A 17,960-nucleotide genomic window follows, 5' to 3' on the forward strand; every position below is an offset into this window, starting at 1 on the left:
ACCTAAAAATTACAATAAATAGACGATCAAAATCTTAAACAGATATTCAATTTAATTTTACTAAATTTTGTTAATTTTGTCCTCTGACTCTGATTCATTTATCCTTTTATTCCCACAAGCATGATTCCCTGTGCTTTACCTTTTATGCCGCAGCCTTGCATCAATTCTCTCATGGAAGAATAGTTTTCTCTTTTCCCGTTTGAATTATGGAGCATAAGGCGTCCTTCTTCTTTGGTTATGCACATGGTATGAACGTAGTCGTGCAGGCGTTCTCTGTTATTAAGGATGATTATGACACTTGCAGAACTTTTTCTTACGATCTCTTCATATCTTTTTTGATCATAGGTAGTCTCTATCGCAAGGCCTCTTTTTCTAAAAAAAGCTGCGATAGATTTAGGGCCTGTGCCAAGCTGGCCCGCCATAGTGATACCACTGTTTTCAAAAATAGAAATGAGATTGGGAAGTGAAGGAATTCCTTCACTTCCTGACTCATTGATCCCAAGCACTTTAAGAGCATTGTACACAGCGATGACACCACAGCCTGAATCTGCCATGGTGCTTACGCCATACTTCATATCGCCATATAAATTCTGATCTTCTATAAAGCCTTTTTCTCTTTCTATTCTTTCCTTGTGCTTCTCAAATGCAGCTACATTCAGATCAAAATTTCTGTCTATGCATTTTTTCCTAGAATAGAATCTTAACTTTGCCTTTCCTTTCATTGGAACGGTAAACCATAAACCGGTCTTACCGATCGCTGAAAGGAAATCGTAAAAAGGTCTTACTGATTTTCTAATAAAACTGTTCAAGTCTTTAATCCTCGTCGTCCTGACTCCAAGCGATAGCGCAGCGAACTGCTCTGTGCCATCCCTTAAGAAGCTTTATACGCTCCTCTTCTTCCATCTTGCATTCAAACTTTCTTCCAAGCTGCCAGTTCCTTGTTACATCTTCCTTGTCTTTCCAGTAGCCTACAGCTATTCCGGCAAGGTAAGCTGCACCAAGAGCTGTTGTCTCTATGCACTTGGGTCTGTAGCTTGTAACGCCGCAGATATTGGACTGGAACTGCATAAGGAAGTTGTTGGCACTTGCGCCTCCGTCAACGCGCAGCTCTTTTAACGGACATGCTGCATCCTCCTGCATAGCCTTAATTACATCAGCTGACTGATAGCAGATGGATTCAAGAGTTGCCCTTATAAAATGCTCTTTTTTACATCCTCTTGTAATTCCAACAATGGTGCCTCTTGCATATGGATCCCAATATGGAGCACCCATACCTGTAAAGGCAGGAACTACATATACTCCGGCTGTGTCAAAAACATTGTCTGCATACTCTTCTGACTGGGCAGATGTCTTGATCATTCGCATCTCATCCCTGAGCCACTGTATAGAAGCGCCTGCAACAAATACGCTTCCTTCAAGGGCATACTCAACGTTGTTTCCAATGCTGGCTGCAATAGTTGTGATAAGTCCGTGCTCTGACTTTATGGCATCTCTTCCCGTGTTCATGAGAAGGAATCCGCCGGTTCCGTAAGTGTTCTTAACCTGTCCGGGTTCAAAACAGTTCTGACCAAACAGCGCTGCCTGCTGATCTCCTGCTGCTCCAGCTATCATGATAGGACCGCCAAGGATAGACGGATCTGTATCGCCGTAAATGCAGCTTGAAGGCTTAACTTCCGGCATCATGGAAATAGGAATATTAAAGAGCTTAAGAAGCTCTTCATCCCATTCACACTTATGTATATTAAAAAGCATAGTTCTTGATGCATTAGTATAGTCTGTTACATGAACTTTACCTTTTGTAAGGTTATAGATAAGCCAGGTATCAACATTACCAAAAATAAGCTGACCGTTCTCTGCCTTCTGTCTTGCCCCTTCTACGTTATCAAGGATCCACTGGATCTTGGTTGCAGAAAAGTATGCATCAGGTACAAGCCCCGTCTTTTCCCTGATCTTGTCAGAAAGCCCCTGTTTCTTGATGTTCTCTATAATATCAGCTGTTCGTCTGCACTGCCATACGATCGCATTATAAACTGGTTCGCCTGTTTCTTTGTCCCATACGATGGTTGTCTCGCGCTGGTTAGTGATACCGATCGCTGCAATATTATCTGCGGTTGCCCCAACACTTGCCATAGCTTCTATTGCAACAGCAAGCTGTGAAGACCAGATCTCCCTTGGATTGTGCTCAACCCAGCCCGGCTGTGGATAGTACTGCTGAAATTCCTTCTGCGCCATTGATACGATCTTGCCCGTCTTATCGAACAAGATACAACGTGATGATGTGGTGCCCTGATCAAGGGCTAAGATGTAACTTTCCTGTGACATAGTTTTCCCCTTTTCCCATAATTATTTATATGTCCACTCGAGCCTTACGTAACGCCCCCGTTTTTCGGGCCCGAAGGATACGCGTCCCTGCGTCATATAGCTTGTGCCATATATATCTTCTTCAATTTCAACTTCATCTATTATCTTAAATCCAAGCTTTTCGCACAGATGTATTGAAACTTCGTTCTCTTTTTTTACAAGAGTCTGAACCTTATCAAAGCCAAGGACATTTCTGCCAAATTCCATTATGGCGGCGCAGCTCTCCGTGGCAAATCCCTGTTTCTGCCATGGTACTCCGATAAAAAATCCAAGCTCCGGCTCATCAAATCCGTTTCGGATACTGAATCCTGCGCGGCCTATAAGTTTCCCGTCTTCCTTGTTTATAAGACTCCATACACCAAAGCCCATGAGGGAGTATACCTTTTCTATATAATCCTTCATGTACCTCTTTTCATCAGCAGGATCTTCAAAGAGTCCCTCCATGTACCTGGTCATTGAAGGCTCTGCGTATATCTTATAAAGATCATCAACGTCTTCAACCGTGGTCTCCCTGATCCTGAGCCTGTCAGTCTCCAATATATCCCACGGCTCCCCAGCCTGCCTCTGATATGCTTTGATAAAAGAATCTGCATCTACATCATCTATCTCGCTGAAAATATACTGCGCCCCTTCAAATGATGTACCCTGATCTGATACAGGAGTTATCATGCCGCAAACATATGCGCCTTTATCCTTAAGATATGCAAAATCTTCAGGATCATCACACAGGAAAAGAACTTCTCTGACGTTTTCAGGAATATCGCCTTTTACAGCTGCTGCCTTTGTACTTCCCACATACAAAGACCAGATATCCTGAATTCTCTGAGAAGATATGATTTCAAGATCTATCCCGAAATCAGACAGATAGGTCTTTTCTTCTTCCAGCTCTTTTAGAGATGTATTTGCATTGTCGTGAAAAACTAAAACTACTTTTTTAAGCATATGCGCTATTCTCTTTATGAAAACTATTTTACCATATTCAGTATCCTGATTGGTGAATTTATAAATAACATTATAACATTGATTCATGTTCATTTCGCGCAGGTAAGGTCCTAAGCGAAAATTTTTAAGTTAGATAGCTACTCAAATTTAAAAGCCACAATTTCAGATCATTCCAAAATTGCGGCTTAATATTTCTCTTTATCAATCGATTTTATTCATAAGATATCCGTATGCATATGATTCTCCTGCAGCTTCCTCCTCTGCAGTCAGAAATCTGGTCAGATTATCCCACTGATTATACCCATTTTCATCTGTGGGAACGAAGATCTTACCGGTGGACAGCTGGTAATGATGTACTTCTATGCTTCCATCTGTGAATGTAACTTCAATGGTTATCGTAGCACCAGCAACCTGATCTATATCTTCCCAAAAGCTCTTTTGAAGGTCACTATTTGTACTCCAGAGTTCCTGCGGAACAGACATTCCAAACATCATCGTATTGTCATAAATACCCTCATAAGTACTTCCTGCTACAACCAAATGTTCATAATGGTTGGAAATCCCTTCCATTGGAGCATCTTCTCCTGTACCTTCCTCATCTACGACAAGCTGATAATCGTCATTTCCACTTGTTTCATATCTTTGTGCCTTCTCATAATCAGCATCGCCTTCATAAATAGGCACTACTGAGTATATATTGCACTTGTCTGTAGATATCTTTACTTTTTCTATATTTTCTCCAGATATAGCAAACCTTTGATCCATGTACAGAGAACTTCCAAAACTTGCCGTAGTGTTACAGATGCTCATTATGTCACCGGAAGCCACAGCACTGTCCTGCTCGTCAGATATTGGTTCCGCTGCATTTGCAGTTATCACAAACATATTTCTTGTAGACTGAACAAGGGATGTATTTGTATCGTTATTAACCACCTCTATGTCAGAACCATCTCCTGTACCGGTATTTACTACTGCTTTTTCCCAAGGTCTTATGATACCCATTCCTGTAAAAAGAACTGCGGATGCAGCAACTGCCGCCATTATCCTAAATACCTGTTTTTTATTCACTTGCTTTTTACTCTTTTGCTTTATATCTCCAATTCCTTCTACTTTACCATTTCTATATATTATTTCATCATCAATATAATTCATTGCTTTATATAAATTCTCTGCCTTCATGATACCAGGTATTCCTCCTTTTCAAGTCTCTTCGCAAGCTTGTCACGAAGCCTTTTCAGTATTACCGATACATTATTTTTCTTAATACCAAACTTTTCAGCTATTTCTTCGATACTTTCTGTATAAAAGTATCTGCAGGTAAAAATATCTGCATCCCTCTTCGGAAGATTTCTTACAAAATCTCTGATGATCCCTGCAAGTTCTCTTTCAAGAGCTCCCTGCTCAACATTGTTACCATCAGGGATGCAGTCATACAACTCATCAAGTACCTCAGTGATGGTTCCGCCTCCCCGTTTTCTTGTACGGCTTTTTTCAAACATATTAAAAGCCAGATTACGTGTGATCTTAGCAAGATAAACCTTGAATATCCTGGGCCTTGTAGGCGGAATGTTGTTCCAAACTTTCATGTAGGTATCATCCAGACACTCATCAACGTCCTGCCTATTGCCTAAAATGTTATTAGCTATTGTCTGGCAGTAGTTCCCATATTTCCTGCCTGTTTCATCTATAGCCCTTTCATCCCGGCGGAAATATAACTCTATAATCTCTTCGTCTCTCATCCTTACTCCTTATGTCATCTGTTTTGTAAGCTTACACTTATATAGACAGGGAAAAGTTTCAAATCTTACATATCAAGCTAAAACTCTTTTTTCTTTTTCGAATCAACGAAAGCACTTCCGGTAGATAATAGATCAGCTAATAACGCTTGTAAATACGCCTCATACAGACTTCTTAATATTTTGTTAACATTTTGTTTTACGTTTCTTTACTCGAAATCATTTATTAGTCATATTGATGCGATACACTAATATTGTCAGATGAAGCAATACTAATAAAAAACTTTTTCATAATAATGCCAGGTAAGTGGGGACTTACCTGGCATCCTCCCTTTTATAGGGATCTTTTTTATTAATCCTGTAACGTTCTGCTGTAGTTGGAATCGTACATTCTATATATTTACATTCTGTGCCATCGTATTTTTCTATTACAAGATATCGATGTATTCTCCTGCCAGTGCCTTGTTCATACTACGTACTGCGCAGAACTTACCGCACATACTGCAGGTATCACTGTGATCATCTTCAGGAGCGCGGCTGTCTCTTATAGCTTTGGCAGTTTCCGGGTCAAGAGCTTCTAAGAACTGAGCATCCCAGTCAAGCTTTCTTCTTGCATCAGCCATTCTGTCATCCTGGTCTCTTGCACCGGGAAGTCCCTTAGCTATATCAGCAGCATGAGCTGCGATCTTACTTGCGATTATTCCCTGACGGACATCTTCTACGTTAGGAAGAGCAAGGTGCTCAGCTGGAGTTACGTAGCAAAGGAATGCAGCACCTGAAGCTGCGGCAATAGCTCCGCCTATGGCAGCTGTAATGTGGTCATATCCTGGAGCAATATCAGTAACAAGTGGTCCAAGTACATAGAAAGGTGCACCTTTACAGATAGTCTGCTGAACTTTCATGTTAGCTGCGATCTGATCCATTGGAACATGGCCCGGGCCTTCAACCATAACCTGAACATCCCTATCCCAGGCTCTCTGAGTAAGTTCTCCTAGTCTTATAAGCTCTTCTATCTGGCAAGGGTCTGTTGCATCGGCAAGGCATCCTGGTCTGCAGGCATCACCAAGACTTACTGTTACGTCGTGCTCTCTGCAGATCTCTAAGATCTCATCGTAATACTCATAGAAAGGATTCTCATGTCCTGTCATTGCCATCCATGCAAATACAAGACTTCCGCCTCTGCTTACGATATTCATCTTACGGCTTCCATCCCTGATCTGGCTAATGGTCTTTCTTGTGATTCCACAGTGAAGAGTTACAAAGTCAACGCCGTCTTCTGCATGGAGTCTTACAACATCAATAAAATCTTTTGCTGTAAGATCAGCAAGGTCTCTTTGATAGTGGATTACGCTATCGTAGATCGGAACAGTACCGATCATGGCAGGACATTTACTGCAAAGAAGCTGTCTAAAGGGCTGAGTATTACCATGACTTGAAAGATCCATGATAGCTTCAGCACCAAGGTTAACAGCGCTCATTACCTTTTCCATCTCAATGTCATAGTCTTTACAGTCACGGCTGACACCAAGATTTACATTGATCTTGGTCTTGAGCATGCTTCCGATTCCGTTTGGCTTAAGGCCCTTGTGTCTTGGGTTGGCAGGGATCGCAATTTGTCCTTTTGCAACATGCTCTCTTATAAATTCAGTTGTTCTTCCTTCGTTTTTAGCAACGATCTCCATCTCGGGAGTTACGATTCCCATTCTCGCTGCTTCCATTTGTGTGTGGTATTGTCTGTTCATGAAATCTCCTATTATTGATTTGAATTTAATTGTTTTGTGTTTTGATATAAGATGAGATATTTACCGTTTGTACGTGTACGCATTATTTACAACAGTATTTGATTATCATTTATAGAGGAAAAGTTCTTCATAGTATCAGTATTATCGCAGCAGGAAGGAACCATATGCCACAAAGGTCCTGATCCTTGTCCCAGGTTAAGACCAGCAGCGATAGCCCTGCTTAAATAGTTCTTAGCCTTAGATATCGCATCCTCCATAGACTCTCCTTTTGCAAGAAAAGAAGCTATGGCACTTGAGAGAGTACAGCCTGTTCCGTGAGTGTTAGGATTATCTATTCTTGGAGATGTATACCAAAAATATGAATTATCTTCTTTATATAAAACATCTGCCGACATGCTGTCATCGCTCATATGGCCGCCTTTTACAAGGACGCTGCAATCGTATTTTTCCCTGATTATCCTCGCTGCCAGTAGCTGATCTTCTGCATTTGATATCCTGGATAGACCTGACAATATCATGGCCTCAGGAATATTTGGGGTTATAAGATCAGCTTCTTTTAACAAAAGGGTGCATAGACTATCTATAGCGTCTTCGTTAATTAGTCTTGCTCCGCTTGTTGCAACCATTACCGGGTCAACTACGATATTTTTGGCCTTGTATTCAGACAGCTTAGTAGCGATAACTTCTATAAGATCTGCATTGAAGGTCATTCCGACTTTGACTGCCTCAGGGAATATATCTGTGAAGATCATATCCAGCTGATCTGAAAGAATAGACGGCGTAACCTGCATGATGCTCTTTACGCCCATGGTGTTCTGGGCCGTGATAGCAGTGATGGCGCTCATTCCGAATACGCCGCAGGAGAGCATGGTCTTAAGATCTGCCTGGATACCGGCACCGCCTGATGAGTCGCTTCCTGCAATTGTAAGTGCTGTGTGTTTGATCATAGTATTTGCTCTTTCTTTAAGTTATGATGCTTTGGACTTTGATACAGGTGAATCATTTTCAAGAAGGGATGTGAGTGTGTTGATTGCGTGACTCTTATACAGAACGGTTATAAGAAGTGCGGCTATAACTGTTCCGCCTGCAGTACTTACAAGGAATGGGACCACGTAGGTAAAAAGAGCTGCTTCCTTACCCATAACTAGGCTTGCAACAGGGAATGCCACAAGGCCTCCGATAACTCCTGTTCCTACAACTTCTGCTATATAGGTTGGGATATACTTTTGGGACAACTTGTAAGCTAGTCCGCAGCAAAGAGCGCCAACCATACTTCCAGGGAATGCAAGAAGTGTTCCTGTTCCAAGAAGGTTCCTGATAAGGGATGTACAGAACGCAACCAGAACTCCGTACCAGGGTCCAAGGAACACAGCGCACAGTACATTGACCATATGTTGGATAGGGAAGCACTTAGATGCTCCTATGGGAAAAGAAAATGTGGACAATGATACAGCCAGAGCTGTAAACATTGCTGCAACAACAAGTTTTTTGACTTCTGCTTTTTTCATGATAAAAAATCCTCCTTTGCCTTATGGCTTAAAATCAAAGTCTGTTTCTCTATATTAGAAGCACTGAAAATGCCTGATATTATGGCAACTCCAGCGATGCCGCTTCCTGTAAGAAGGTCCATATTGGATTCATTGATACCGCCTATGGCAACTACCGGGATTGAAATGTTAGACGTAATCTCTTTATAGGTTTCAAGGCTTGTAAGAGGCGTGGCATCCTTCTTGGTTGAAGAGCCAAAGGCAGCTCCTACGCCCAGGTAATCAGCTCCCTGATCTTGCGCAATCCTTGCTTCCTCAAGGTTATGAGCTGTGGCGCCTATTATGTAGCCTTTTCCAAGGAGTTTTCTTGCTTCGCTAACAGAAGTATCGCCTTGTCCGACATGAACTCCTGCAGCCTTTACTTTGAGAGCAACGTTTACATTGTCATTGATGATAAGAGGGATGTTGTATTTATCACATACTGATTTAATAGATTCTGCTCTTTTGATATATTCATCATCTGATATATTCTTTTCACGAAGCTGGATTATTGTGGCTCCGCCAAGAATTGCTTTTTCTACATCTTCTTCAAGAGTATTTTTAAGCCAGCTTCTGTCTGTAATGGCATATAGGTTAAGATCGGATTTATCAAATCTGTATCTCCATGCTTTATCAAGAAGGCTGAGTTCATCAATGAGTGTGCTTCGGTAGCTCATTGTGCCTAGTTTCCCTTCTCCATATATTCTTCGTTCAGCTTTTCTTGCACAGCTTTCGTAGTCCAATATGCAGCTGCTAATACTGTCCAGATCAGAAATGTTTTCTTTTCTACCAGTCGCAAGATAGGTTCCAAGAAGGGCAGACATCATACAGCCTGCACCTGTGAAATGCTTTTGGAAGATACTTCCACCTGGGAATTCTTTATAAAAATCATCTTTTGCAGATACTACAGTGACTGTTTCTCCGGAGATGATGATTATTGTATTAAGCTTTTGGGATAAAGAGATAACAGCGTCCTTATCAAAGCCAAGTCCTGCATCTTCAACACCGTATGTATTCAATTTCTTAGCTTTAGAATCTAATTCAGAACTGTTATCTGATAATCTTGGAGACTTAGGATACGGCATTGTTTTATTGGTTATTTCATCTGTTTTCTTTGCTGTTTCGGTTGTTATTTCAGATACTTCATCTGCATTATGGTCTGTATCATTTTTTATCAGAGAACAAAGGTTCATGATCTCTAGAGCATTACCCCTAATACAGGTAACATGAATTTTGTTAAGAAGGCTTGTGATATTTTCTTTTCTATAGGAGGATGCTCCAACTCCAACAGGATCAAGTACAACGGGGATGCCTTTAGTATTAGCGCTTATCCCTGCAAGTTTTAAGGCTTCGTATTTTTCCAAAGACGGAGTTCCAGTATTAAGTACAAGAGCATCAGAAGATGAAGTAATTTCGGATACTTCAAGCGGACTGTCTGCGCCTATAGCGGTAGCTCCAGTAGCTAGTACTGCGTTAACAGATACTTCTGCAGTTATATAATTGGTAATAATGTGAATCTGAGGATGATGCTTTCGTATAAGACTATTCATATTCATGTTCTGGATGGCTGAACATGTGTTAGAACCCTCATACCTGAGGATATAAGGAAAGCTTTGCGCTTTAGAAACACTCTTTTATAAAGAAATCCAATAGATAGATCTTTATAAAAAAGCGCCATCTAATTGGATGGCGCTAAGTATAGCTATAGTTACAAGTAGAGTGCTACTTGTCGACGATTCCTACGTTGGCATTATCCAAATCAGGTACAGGGTCGTGTTCTTCACACCTCTCAGCCGGTAACCAGCTCCCCTTGTCATATATTTAATTTGTATATATCATTTTTAACGTGCTACTGTAGTGTAGCACTTGTTATGGATTTTAGCAAGAATATAATCACGATGAGAACCTGTCACCATACACTTGGTGGCAGGTTCTTATATATGCTAATTGTATGAATGTACTTATATGTAACGCCAATTATCTTTCAGGAAGCTTCTCAGGTTCCGGATATGTTTCACCGAATGTATCAACTGTAACACTCTTCATCTTCTGCTCGTTAACAGGTCTGTCGTTCCAGTCTGTCTGAGTCTCAGCGATTGTGTTAACAACATCCATGCCCTCTGTAACCTTACCGAATGCAGCGTACTCACCATCAAGATGAGGAGCATCCTTGTGCATGATGAAGAACTGTGATCCTGCAGAATCAGGGATCATTGTACGAGCCATAGAAAGTACACCGGGTGTGTGCTTAAGGTCATTCTTGAAACCGTTATGTGAGAACTCACCCTTGATCGAATATCCCGGACCGCCCATACCTGTTCCTTCAGGATCTCCACCCTGAAGCATGAAGCCCCTGATTACTCTGTGGAAAATAACTCCATTGTAGAATCCCTTATTTATAAGAGAAATGAAATTGTTAACTGTGTTAGGTGCAATTTCAGGATAAAGCTCTGCCTTGATAACATCTCCGCTTTCCATTGTAATTGTTACTATTGGGTTCTGATTAGCCATTATAATGACTCCTTCCGTTTTAATCTTATATCATAGGTGCTGTTTTCACGGCACTTTGATCGTCACAGCTCGTGGCAGGTTATTGATCACAACCTTTGTATGTTCACCGCCGTATTCACCGTCCCTTGTCCAGGCAACCGGTATATCTGATTCAAATGTAATATTTCTAAGTTTTATATTGATCAGGTCATTACTGCTAAGTATCTTGCTATCAAGAAGCGCACCTACAAGATTCGGAAGATCTATTAGACTCTTCGGTTTTCTTACAAGTGTGACTTCAAATTCGCCATCATCAAGCTTAACATTCTTACCTGTAATATTCTGTATTCCGCCAACCTGTATAGAGTTAGTTACCATACCATAGATAAATTCATCTTCCAGTACAGTTCCATTTCCATACGTTATTTTCATATGATAGGTTTTAATATCTTGAAGCTCTTTGACACTCTGAAGGATATACGCAGCATGCCCAAGGGCGTTCTTAAGGCTCTGATCTGTTGAATATGAGACATCTGTGAATATGCCAAAAGCAGCACAATAAACGAAATACTTATCGTTCATCGTACCGACATCACTCAAAAAATCATTACCATTTACTACTATCTGAGCGGCCTTCGTCATAACAGAAGGAATCTTCAGACTCTTTGCATAATCGTTGGTAGAACCGGCCGGGACATAACCTATCGGCACTTTGAATTCAGAATTCATCATGCCGGATACAACTTCATCAAGAGTACCGTCCCCGCCACTGCACACTACAATACTGTAGTCGTCTGCGCGATCACGGACACGTTTTTCTCCATCTCCCTGGCTCTGAGTAGGATAAGCAGTTACCTCATATCCTGCCTTTGTAAATATATCGATTATATCAAGAAGATGTCCTCTTATAGTTGCTTTCCCGGCATGAGGATTATAGACAAATAACATTCTGGGAGCATTCATATATTTTATGGTCTGCCCTTTTTAAATATTTTTCTCAGGCAAGTGATGTTGCGCCTTCGAGATAGTTAGCCATATCAGCGACTGCAGCAGCTTCGTCACCGCCCTCAGCGATAACATCAACCATTTCGCCGCTCTTAAGATTAAGAGTCATCATACCCATAATGCTCTTAGCGTTTACTTTTCTTTCCTGTACTTCGATGTGAATAGTGCTGTCGTATTTGCTTGCAACCTGTACAAGTTCAGCGACAGGACGTGCCTCAAGTCCATGTGGCAGTTTGATTTCGATAGATTTTTTGATCATAACTCCTCTTTCCTCTACGCTATTAAGCGTCCTAAAACCTTGCTTCTCTTATCCTCGCAGCTTGTCTGCAAGTTCACTGAGTTTTCGAAGTCTGTGATTGACTCCGGATTTGCCGACTGGTGGATTTAAATAACCTCCAAGCTCCGACAGTGTTGCTTCCGGATGTTCGAGTCTGACTTCTGCTATGGCCTTAAGGCCTTCTGATAACTTCGAGAGTCCATAGTGCTGCTCAATATACATGATGTCATCCATCTGCCTTGATGCCGCATTTGCTGTCTTTGCAATATTGGCAGTCTCACAATTAACCCTACGATTGACGGAATTACGCATATCCTTTAAGATCCTGAGATTCTCAAGATTCATAAGACCTACGTGGGCTTCCATTATATTAAGAAGATCTACGATCTCCTCGCCCTCTTTGAGATATACTACGTAATATTTCTTCCTCTGTATCAGCCGACCCTTAATACCAAAATCACCGAGGATATCCATTAGCTGTCTCGCCTGTCCCTCGTTATCACATACGAATTCCATGTGATAAGACTTCGTCGGATCTGATATAGAGCCAGAACAGATAAACAAGTCTCTAAGGAATGCTCTCTTGCAGCACTGACTGCGCAACAAAAGAGGACTTACGACTCCGTTTGGAACCCGAAGTGTCCCGTCCTCATCAATTTCCTTAAGCGCCATGAGTATCGTTTTCAAATGGTCCTGATCAAGCGAAACTTTCTTGTAATAACGGCCATTAACGTGTAACTCTCGTTCCGTCTCCAGAATATCAGTATCTATATTAAATGCTTTTTTTAATATTGTAAAGCATTTTCTAACCGAAAAAACGTTATCTGTTTGCATAAAGAGCGTTAAATCGTGGCTTTGCGGGTCTTTTTCAAGGTAACATTCCATACGAAAAATAACCGAAAGTCCGGCAAGAAGGCAATGCCTTGCTTTGCCTGTATGCGCTATAAGCTCTTCCTTTATATCTGTTGAAAAAGACATCCTTTAAGTCTCTCCTGTCGCATCTTCATCACGCCTGTGGGGGAACAAAGCTCTTTCTTGCCTTATCAACATCACGATGTGATATCTTGAGGCCATAATTACCTTTTCCATACATTCTTGCAAACAGTTCATTGGCTATGGTCACACTTCTGTGCTGACCGCCTGTACAGCCTATTCCGATTACAAGCTGATATTTACCTTCTTTGATATATCCGGGGATAAGGAAAGTCAGCATATCTTCAAGTTTATCAATAAACTGCCCGCATTCAGGGAAGCTCTTAACGTAGTCCTGAACAGGCTTGTCATTACCTGTCTGGGGACTTAATTCTTCTACATAATAAGGATTGGGCAGGAACCTTACGTCAAATACAAGGTCTGCATCATCCGGTATTCCGTACTTAAATCCAAAGGAAAGAATAGTAACGATAAGATTGTTATAGGTCGCATTCTCTACAAAAATACGATTAAGCTCTATCCTTAATTCTCTTGTAAGAAGCTTGGATGTATCGATTATGTAATCAGCCTTTTCCTTAAGTCCTGAAAGAATCTCTCTTTCTCTTTTTATACCTTCTTCTATTCTTCCGCCGTTTGCAAGAGGATGAAGACGTCTGGACTCTTTATATCTTTTGACAAGGACCTGATCACTAGTCTCCATAAAGAGAACTTCAACAGGGACACCTTTCTCTCTCAAGGTATCGATAACAGCCGGAACCTCGCGGAAGGCTTCGCCGCCTCTAACATCCATTCCAAGTGCCACTTTGGTTATTCCACTTTCAGGCACCAATATAAGTTCTACAAATTTCTCTATAAGAGATATTGGGAGATTGTCTACGCAGTAATATCCCGAATCCTCAAGCATGTGAATAGCAGTCGATTTACCGCCGCCGCTCATACCTGTCACTATAACAAAGCGCATATAAATCTCCTTTCAAAACAAATATAAATAAGAAACACATTTAAGATCAGCATCTAACCCTGTTTCCTATCTCAAAATACATGGCAGTATTTACTCGAAATCTCCAAGAAGGATAACCTCAGTTTCAAGCTTAACGCCGCTATCTTCAAGTACAGTCTTCTGGACATGTCTTATAACGTCTATCACATCCTGTGACGTAGCGCCGCCTTTATTAACAACGAATCCGCAGTGCTTCTCAGAAACCTGGGCACCGCCTATGCTAAAACCGCGAAGTCCTGCATCCTGTATAAGCTTACCTGCAAAATAGCCTTCAGGCCTTTTAAATGTAGAACCTGCACTTGGGAATTCCAAAGGCTGCTTATCTCTTCTTCTAGCCGCAAAGTCAGCCATTGCTTCTTCAATAGCCTTCTTATCACCTGCAAATAAAGACAGATTAACCGAAAGGACAAGGAGCTTTTCATCACTTATCCTGCTGCCTCTATAGCGAAGCCCAAGGTCGTCTACAGACACTTCTTCGATATGTCCGTCGCCAAACATAATTTCAGCAGAAACAGTGACATCCTTCATTTCAGATCCATAAGCTCCTGCGTTCATATAAAGGCAGCCGCCGATAGATCCCGGTATCCCAGCCAGAGCCTCCATTCCTGTAAGCGAATTCTTATAGGCTTCCTGAGCAACCTTTGATGTAAGGATACCTGCGCCTGCGTGGATGCGGTTTCCATCTACTTCTAGCTCATCAAGCCCTGTCATTGATATGATAACTCCTCTGTATCCTTTATCGGACATAAGGAGGTTACTTCCATTTCCTGTGATAAAAAAATCTATATTTTCTTTTGTCAATAGAGCTATTAGCTTTGAAAGCTCTTCGCCGCTTTTGATTCTAATAAAACAGTCAGCAGGCCCACCTGTTCTGAATGTTGTGTGCCTGCTCATAGGTTCATCCCTCAGGATATTTTCCTGAGGGATGATCATATTAATCTGATCAAGTATTTCCTGATTCAATAAACTGCCTCCAAAACTTTGCAGAGCTTCTTATCAATCTCCACGGACCTGTTTTTTTAGGTCCAGAGATTAAAAATTATCGAAGATGATTTTTAATCTCCACGGACTTGGGAACCAAGTATAGAGATTGATAAGAATTATAATTCTTATCAATCTCCACGGACTTGGGAACCAAGTCCAGAGATTAAAATTATCTCCGATAATTTTAATCTCCAATTACCATCTTTGCTGCTCCGCAGATACCTGCATCATTTCCAAGCTGAGCAAGAGCAAATTCTGTATCTCTGCATCCCTTGAATACAAATTCGTCAAATGAAGGTTTAAGAAGATCAAAAATTACAGTTCCGCACTTTGATACTCCGCCACCGATTACGATAACTTCAGGGTTAAGGATTGTTGCACATGTTGCAAGTCCCTTTCCAAGGTAATAACCGAACTTCTTTGTGATCTCTATTGCTACTTCATCACCAGCTTTTGCAGCATCGAAGATTCCCTTACTTGAAAGCTGACCGCGGCGAAGTACAGAATCCTTGTCTGTCTCTCCAAGAATACGTGATGCAAGAAGAACAATACCTGTAGCACTTGCATACTGCTCAAAGCAGCCCTTGTTGCCGCATCCGCAGCGCTTTGTTTCATTGTCTTCAAGGTGAATATGTCCGATCTCTCCGCCTGAACCTGCAACACCGTTAACGATTTTGCCGCCGATGATGATACCACCACCAACACCTGTTCCAAGAGTTACCATGAGCATGTCGCCGTGGCCGCGTCCGCCGCCCTTCCATGCTTCTCCAAGTGCTGCTACGTTAGCATCGTTACCTGCTTTTACTGGAAGTCCGACAAGATTCTCAAGTTCTTCCTGAAGGTTCTTTCTTCCCCATCCGATATTAACGGCCTGGAAAATGATTCCGTTACTGTCAACTGCACCTGGTGCTCCAACTCCTACACCTGCAATGCTTTCTTTTGTAAGTCCCTTTTCTTCAATCTTAGCCTTAATTGAAGCTGCGATATCCGGCAGAATGTTTTCTCCGTTATCCTCTGTTCTTGTGGGTATCTCCCAGCTTTCCTGTATGTTTCCTTCATAGTCGAGAAGACCCATCTTTACAGTCGTTCCGCCTATATCAACTCCAAATGCATACTTCATTACTTTAATACCATAGCCTTCCTTTTTTATTATTCATCATCCTCATCTCCATGATGCTGGAGAGAGTTTTGTACTCTATTATAAAGCTCCTGCGCAGCATTATATCCCATCTTCTTCTGACGATGGTTAACAGCTGCAGATTCGCATATAACCGCAAGGTTACGTCCTGGTCTTATCGGAATTCTGTGACATACTATCCTGTTTCCAAGATACTCTGTATACTGCTCCTCAAGTCCCAGTCTGTCATACTCCTTGTCCTTGTCCCAGTCCTCAAGCTTGATGACAAGGTCTATAGCCTTACTGTCACGAACACTTGATACACCGTAAAGAGTCTTAACATCAATGATTCCGATACCTCTAAGCTCGATGAAGTGTCTTGTGATATCAGGTGCACTTCCAAGAAGAAGCTCATCACTTATTTTCCTAAGTTCTACTACATCATCGGATACGAGTCTGTGTCCACGCTTAATAAGCTCAAGTGCAGCCTCTGACTTACCGATACCGCTGTCACCTGTGATAAGAACGCCTTCACCATATACATCAACAAGTACTCCGTGAATGGAGATGCATGGTGCAAGCTTCTCATTAAGATATCTGATGATCTCTGCCATAACAGCAGATGTGGGTTTTCTTGTCATAAGAACAGGAACCTGTTCTTCATTGGCAATCTTTAAGAAAAGATTATCCGGTACCAGCTCTCTGCAGAAGATAACAGCAGGTATATCAAATGAAAGAAAATCTCTGTAAGCCTTCTCTTTCTGCTCCTGTGGAAGTGACTCCATGTAGGTATACTCAACGAATCCTACAATCTGAAGTCTTGTTGCCTCGAAGTGTTCAAAATATCCGGCAAGCTGCAGCGCAGGTCTGTTGATATCCGGCTGTGTGATCCTGATCTTATCTATCGGGATTTCAGGTGTCAGGTTATCAAGTTTGATCCATTCGATGATAGTTTTAAGTTTAACGCTAGCCATAATAAGATCCCTCCATATATTAGGAAGTTAAGATACAATTGCCCTGACTTTTGTATAAAAGACAAGGCAATTAAAGTCCCCATTAAATCAGTTTCAGTTTATCATACAGGCTTAAGCGTTTCAACATAATGAGCGGTATCGACTGTACGATATCATATAGCCCCAGCATCTCATCAACACGTTTCATTTTAGTACAACCTTATTACTAAAAAATATATTTCTTCATATTGTCGAAGATGAGCTCATATGCGCAGGGCCACATGTGAATGCCGTCGGTGGTGTACTTCTCAAGCATCTGCCCGTTCTCACCAAAGAGTCCTTCGTTCACATTTATATACCTGTAGCCGAACTCAGTCGCAAGCTTTTCGACAATGCCGTTGGCCTTATCCAGCCTTTCAAGACGAAGCTTTGCCGCAAGAGGTGCCTCGGGCCATGCTGTCACTTTATCCGCCACCTTCTGATTAACCGGATAAAAAGCCATCATGAACACTTTAGTTTCAGGAAGCCTATCTTTAATCTGTATAAGAATTTTCCTGTAATCCGCCTCGAAAATCTCGGAAGTTTCCTCCTGACGGCTTATATCATTGGTGCCGATATTTATGAAGATTACGGAGGGCTTTAGGTCAAATATCTGCTCATCCATGGATTCAAGAAGTTCGGGAATAGTATAGCCACTGATCCCCCGATTGTAAATGACCTTGGATAACCCTCTGCTCATCAGAATCTCGTTAATGGGAAAATGTTCCATCAATGATGAACCCACAAAAAGAGTTTCTCCTTTAACAGCATTCTTATTAAGATATCTGTATCTTGTTACAGCATATATGTTCATGACAGCCTCCGCTTTTTATACTTTTGTCAAAAGACCTTCCC

18 protein-coding genes and 1 riboswitch are annotated in these 17,960 nt (G+C 41.5%); all 18 genes read right to left on the reverse strand.

Going from position 1 to position 17,960, the window contains the following annotated elements; genetic code table 11:
- Positions 1-98: 98 nt before the first annotated feature.
- The 18 genes from WAA20_RS19435 to WAA20_RS19520 all read right to left on the reverse strand — a co-directional run bounded on the left by WAA20_RS19435 (position 99) and on the right by WAA20_RS19520 (position 17,919).
- Positions 99-809 (reverse strand): hypothetical protein, encoded by a 711-nt coding sequence (locus WAA20_RS19435; protein ID WP_073389274.1) that lies wholly within the window; start codon positions 807-809, stop codon positions 99-101.
- A gap of 4 nt (positions 810-813) precedes the next feature.
- Positions 814-2,322 (reverse strand): glycerol kinase GlpK, encoded by a 1,509-nt coding sequence (gene glpK / locus WAA20_RS19440; RefSeq protein WP_073389273.1) that lies wholly within the window; start codon positions 2,320-2,322, stop codon positions 814-816.
- A gap of 21 nt (positions 2,323-2,343) precedes the next feature.
- Positions 2,344-3,303 (reverse strand): GNAT family N-acetyltransferase, encoded by a 960-nt coding sequence (locus WAA20_RS19445; protein ID WP_073389271.1) that lies wholly within the window; start codon positions 3,301-3,303, stop codon positions 2,344-2,346.
- 201 nt (positions 3,304-3,504) lie between these two features.
- Positions 3,505-4,482, reverse strand: a complete 978-nt coding sequence (locus WAA20_RS19450; protein ID WP_073389270.1) for a hypothetical protein — start codon at positions 4,480-4,482, stop codon at positions 3,505-3,507.
- On the reverse strand, positions 4,479-5,042 hold the full coding sequence (locus WAA20_RS19455; RefSeq protein WP_073389268.1) for a sigma-70 family RNA polymerase sigma factor: 564 nt from the start codon (positions 5,040-5,042) through the stop codon (positions 4,479-4,481). The genes WAA20_RS19450 and WAA20_RS19455 overlap by 4 nt, the downstream gene beginning before the upstream one ends.
- A 425-nt stretch (positions 5,043-5,467) precedes the next feature.
- Positions 5,468-6,781 carry a phosphomethylpyrimidine synthase ThiC gene (gene thiC / locus WAA20_RS19460; protein WP_073389267.1) on the reverse strand — a complete coding sequence of 438 codons (1,314 nt, stop codon included), beginning with the start codon at positions 6,779-6,781 and terminating at the stop codon, positions 5,468-5,470.
- A gap of 86 nt (positions 6,782-6,867) precedes the next feature.
- Positions 6,868-7,728, reverse strand: coding sequence for a bifunctional hydroxymethylpyrimidine kinase/phosphomethylpyrimidine kinase (thiD, locus tag WAA20_RS19465; protein WP_073389265.1), 861 nt, complete (start codon positions 7,726-7,728; stop codon positions 6,868-6,870).
- 21 nt (positions 7,729-7,749) lie between these two features.
- Positions 7,750-8,289 (reverse strand): energy coupling factor transporter S component ThiW, encoded by a 540-nt coding sequence (gene thiW, locus WAA20_RS19470; RefSeq protein ID WP_073389264.1) that lies wholly within the window; start codon positions 8,287-8,289, stop codon positions 7,750-7,752.
- Positions 8,286-9,863, reverse strand: a complete 1,578-nt coding sequence (thiE, locus tag WAA20_RS19475) for a thiamine phosphate synthase (RefSeq protein ID WP_081373924.1) — start codon at positions 9,861-9,863, stop codon at positions 8,286-8,288. The genes thiW and thiE overlap by 4 nt, the downstream gene beginning before the upstream one ends.
- Positions 9,864-10,025: 162 nt before the next feature.
- Positions 10,026-10,128, reverse strand: a riboswitch (TPP riboswitch).
- Between the two features lie 156 nt (positions 10,129-10,284).
- Positions 10,285-10,818 carry a peptidylprolyl isomerase gene (locus WAA20_RS19480; RefSeq protein ID WP_073389262.1) on the reverse strand — a complete coding sequence of 178 codons (534 nt, stop codon included), beginning with the start codon at positions 10,816-10,818 and terminating at the stop codon, positions 10,285-10,287.
- 45 nt (positions 10,819-10,863) lie between these two features.
- Positions 10,864-11,760, reverse strand: coding sequence for a diacylglycerol kinase family protein (locus WAA20_RS19485; RefSeq protein ID WP_073389261.1), 897 nt, complete (start codon positions 11,758-11,760; stop codon positions 10,864-10,866).
- Positions 11,761-11,794: 34 nt separating this feature from the next.
- The gene (locus WAA20_RS19490) at positions 11,795-12,061 is read right to left on the reverse strand and encodes an HPr family phosphocarrier protein (protein ID WP_073389259.1); all 267 of its coding nucleotides are present in this window, start codon (positions 12,059-12,061) and stop codon (positions 11,795-11,797) included.
- 48 nt (positions 12,062-12,109) lie between these two features.
- Positions 12,110-13,057 carry a DNA-binding protein WhiA gene (gene whiA / locus WAA20_RS19495; RefSeq protein ID WP_073389258.1) on the reverse strand — a complete coding sequence of 316 codons (948 nt, stop codon included), beginning with the start codon at positions 13,055-13,057 and terminating at the stop codon, positions 12,110-12,112.
- 28 nt (positions 13,058-13,085) lie between these two features.
- On the reverse strand, positions 13,086-13,973 hold the full coding sequence (rapZ, locus tag WAA20_RS19500; protein ID WP_073389256.1) for an RNase adapter RapZ: 888 nt from the start codon (positions 13,971-13,973) through the stop codon (positions 13,086-13,088).
- A gap of 90 nt (positions 13,974-14,063) precedes the next feature.
- Complete coding sequence (murB, locus tag WAA20_RS19505) at positions 14,064-14,975, reverse strand: UDP-N-acetylmuramate dehydrogenase (RefSeq protein WP_242951211.1); 912 nt, start codon at positions 14,973-14,975, stop codon at positions 14,064-14,066.
- Between the two features lie 205 nt (positions 14,976-15,180).
- On the reverse strand, positions 15,181-16,116 hold the full coding sequence (locus WAA20_RS19510; RefSeq protein ID WP_073389255.1) for an ROK family glucokinase: 936 nt from the start codon (positions 16,114-16,116) through the stop codon (positions 15,181-15,183).
- A 29-nt stretch (positions 16,117-16,145) separates the two neighbouring features.
- On the reverse strand, positions 16,146-17,087 hold the full coding sequence (gene hprK / locus WAA20_RS19515) for an HPr(Ser) kinase/phosphatase (protein WP_073389253.1): 942 nt from the start codon (positions 17,085-17,087) through the stop codon (positions 16,146-16,148).
- A gap of 205 nt (positions 17,088-17,292) precedes the next feature.
- Entirely contained in the window at positions 17,293-17,919 is a 627-nt protein-coding gene (locus WAA20_RS19520) for a GDSL-type esterase/lipase family protein (RefSeq protein WP_073389252.1), read from the reverse strand.
- Positions 17,920-17,960 lie beyond the last annotated feature (41 nt).

Origin of the sequence: Butyrivibrio fibrisolvens, from assembly GCF_037113525.1 — a bacterium.
Taxonomy (GTDB): Bacteria; Bacillota; Clostridia; order Lachnospirales; family Lachnospiraceae; genus Butyrivibrio; species Butyrivibrio fibrisolvens.

Excerpts from the sequence above, each read along its gene's own strand:
- glpK (WP_073389273.1), bottom strand. The coding sequence starts at position 2,322 with ATGTCACAGGAAAGTTACATCTTAGCCCTTGATCAGGGCACCACATCA.
- WAA20_RS19445 (WP_073389271.1), bottom strand. The coding sequence starts at position 3,303 with ATGCTTAAAAAAGTAGTTTTAGTTTTTCACGACAATGCAAATACATCT.
- WAA20_RS19450 (WP_073389270.1), bottom strand. The coding sequence starts at position 4,482 with ATGAAGGCAGAGAATTTATATAAAGCAATGAATTATATTGATGATGAA.
- WAA20_RS19455 (WP_073389268.1), bottom strand. The coding sequence starts at position 5,042 with ATGAGAGACGAAGAGATTATAGAGTTATATTTCCGCCGGGATGAAAGG.
- thiC (WP_073389267.1), bottom strand. The coding sequence starts at position 6,781 with ATGAACAGACAATACCACACACAAATGGAAGCAGCGAGAATGGGAATC.
- thiD (WP_073389265.1), bottom strand. The coding sequence starts at position 7,728 with ATGATCAAACACACAGCACTTACAATTGCAGGAAGCGACTCATCAGGC.
- thiW (WP_073389264.1), bottom strand. The coding sequence starts at position 8,289 with ATGAAAAAAGCAGAAGTCAAAAAACTTGTTGTTGCAGCAATGTTTACA.
- thiE (WP_081373924.1), bottom strand. The coding sequence starts at position 9,863 with ATGAATATGAATAGTCTTATACGAAAGCATCATCCTCAGATTCACATT.
- WAA20_RS19480 (WP_073389262.1), bottom strand. The coding sequence starts at position 10,818 with ATGGCTAATCAGAACCCAATAGTAACAATTACAATGGAAAGCGGAGAT.
- WAA20_RS19485 (WP_073389261.1), bottom strand. The coding sequence starts at position 11,760 with ATGAATGCTCCCAGAATGTTATTTGTCTATAATCCTCATGCCGGGAAA.
- WAA20_RS19490 (WP_073389259.1), bottom strand. The coding sequence starts at position 12,061 with ATGATCAAAAAATCTATCGAAATCAAACTGCCACATGGACTTGAGGCA.
- whiA (WP_073389258.1), bottom strand. The coding sequence starts at position 13,057 with ATGTCTTTTTCAACAGATATAAAGGAAGAGCTTATAGCGCATACAGGC.
- rapZ (WP_073389256.1), bottom strand. The coding sequence starts at position 13,973 with ATGCGCTTTGTTATAGTGACAGGTATGAGCGGCGGCGGTAAATCGACT.
- WAA20_RS19510 (WP_073389255.1), bottom strand. The coding sequence starts at position 16,116 with ATGAAGTATGCATTTGGAGTTGATATAGGCGGAACGACTGTAAAGATG.
- hprK (WP_073389253.1), bottom strand. The coding sequence starts at position 17,087 with ATGGCTAGCGTTAAACTTAAAACTATCATCGAATGGATCAAACTTGAT.
- WAA20_RS19520 (WP_073389252.1), bottom strand. The coding sequence starts at position 17,919 with ATGAACATATATGCTGTAACAAGATACAGATATCTTAATAAGAATGCT.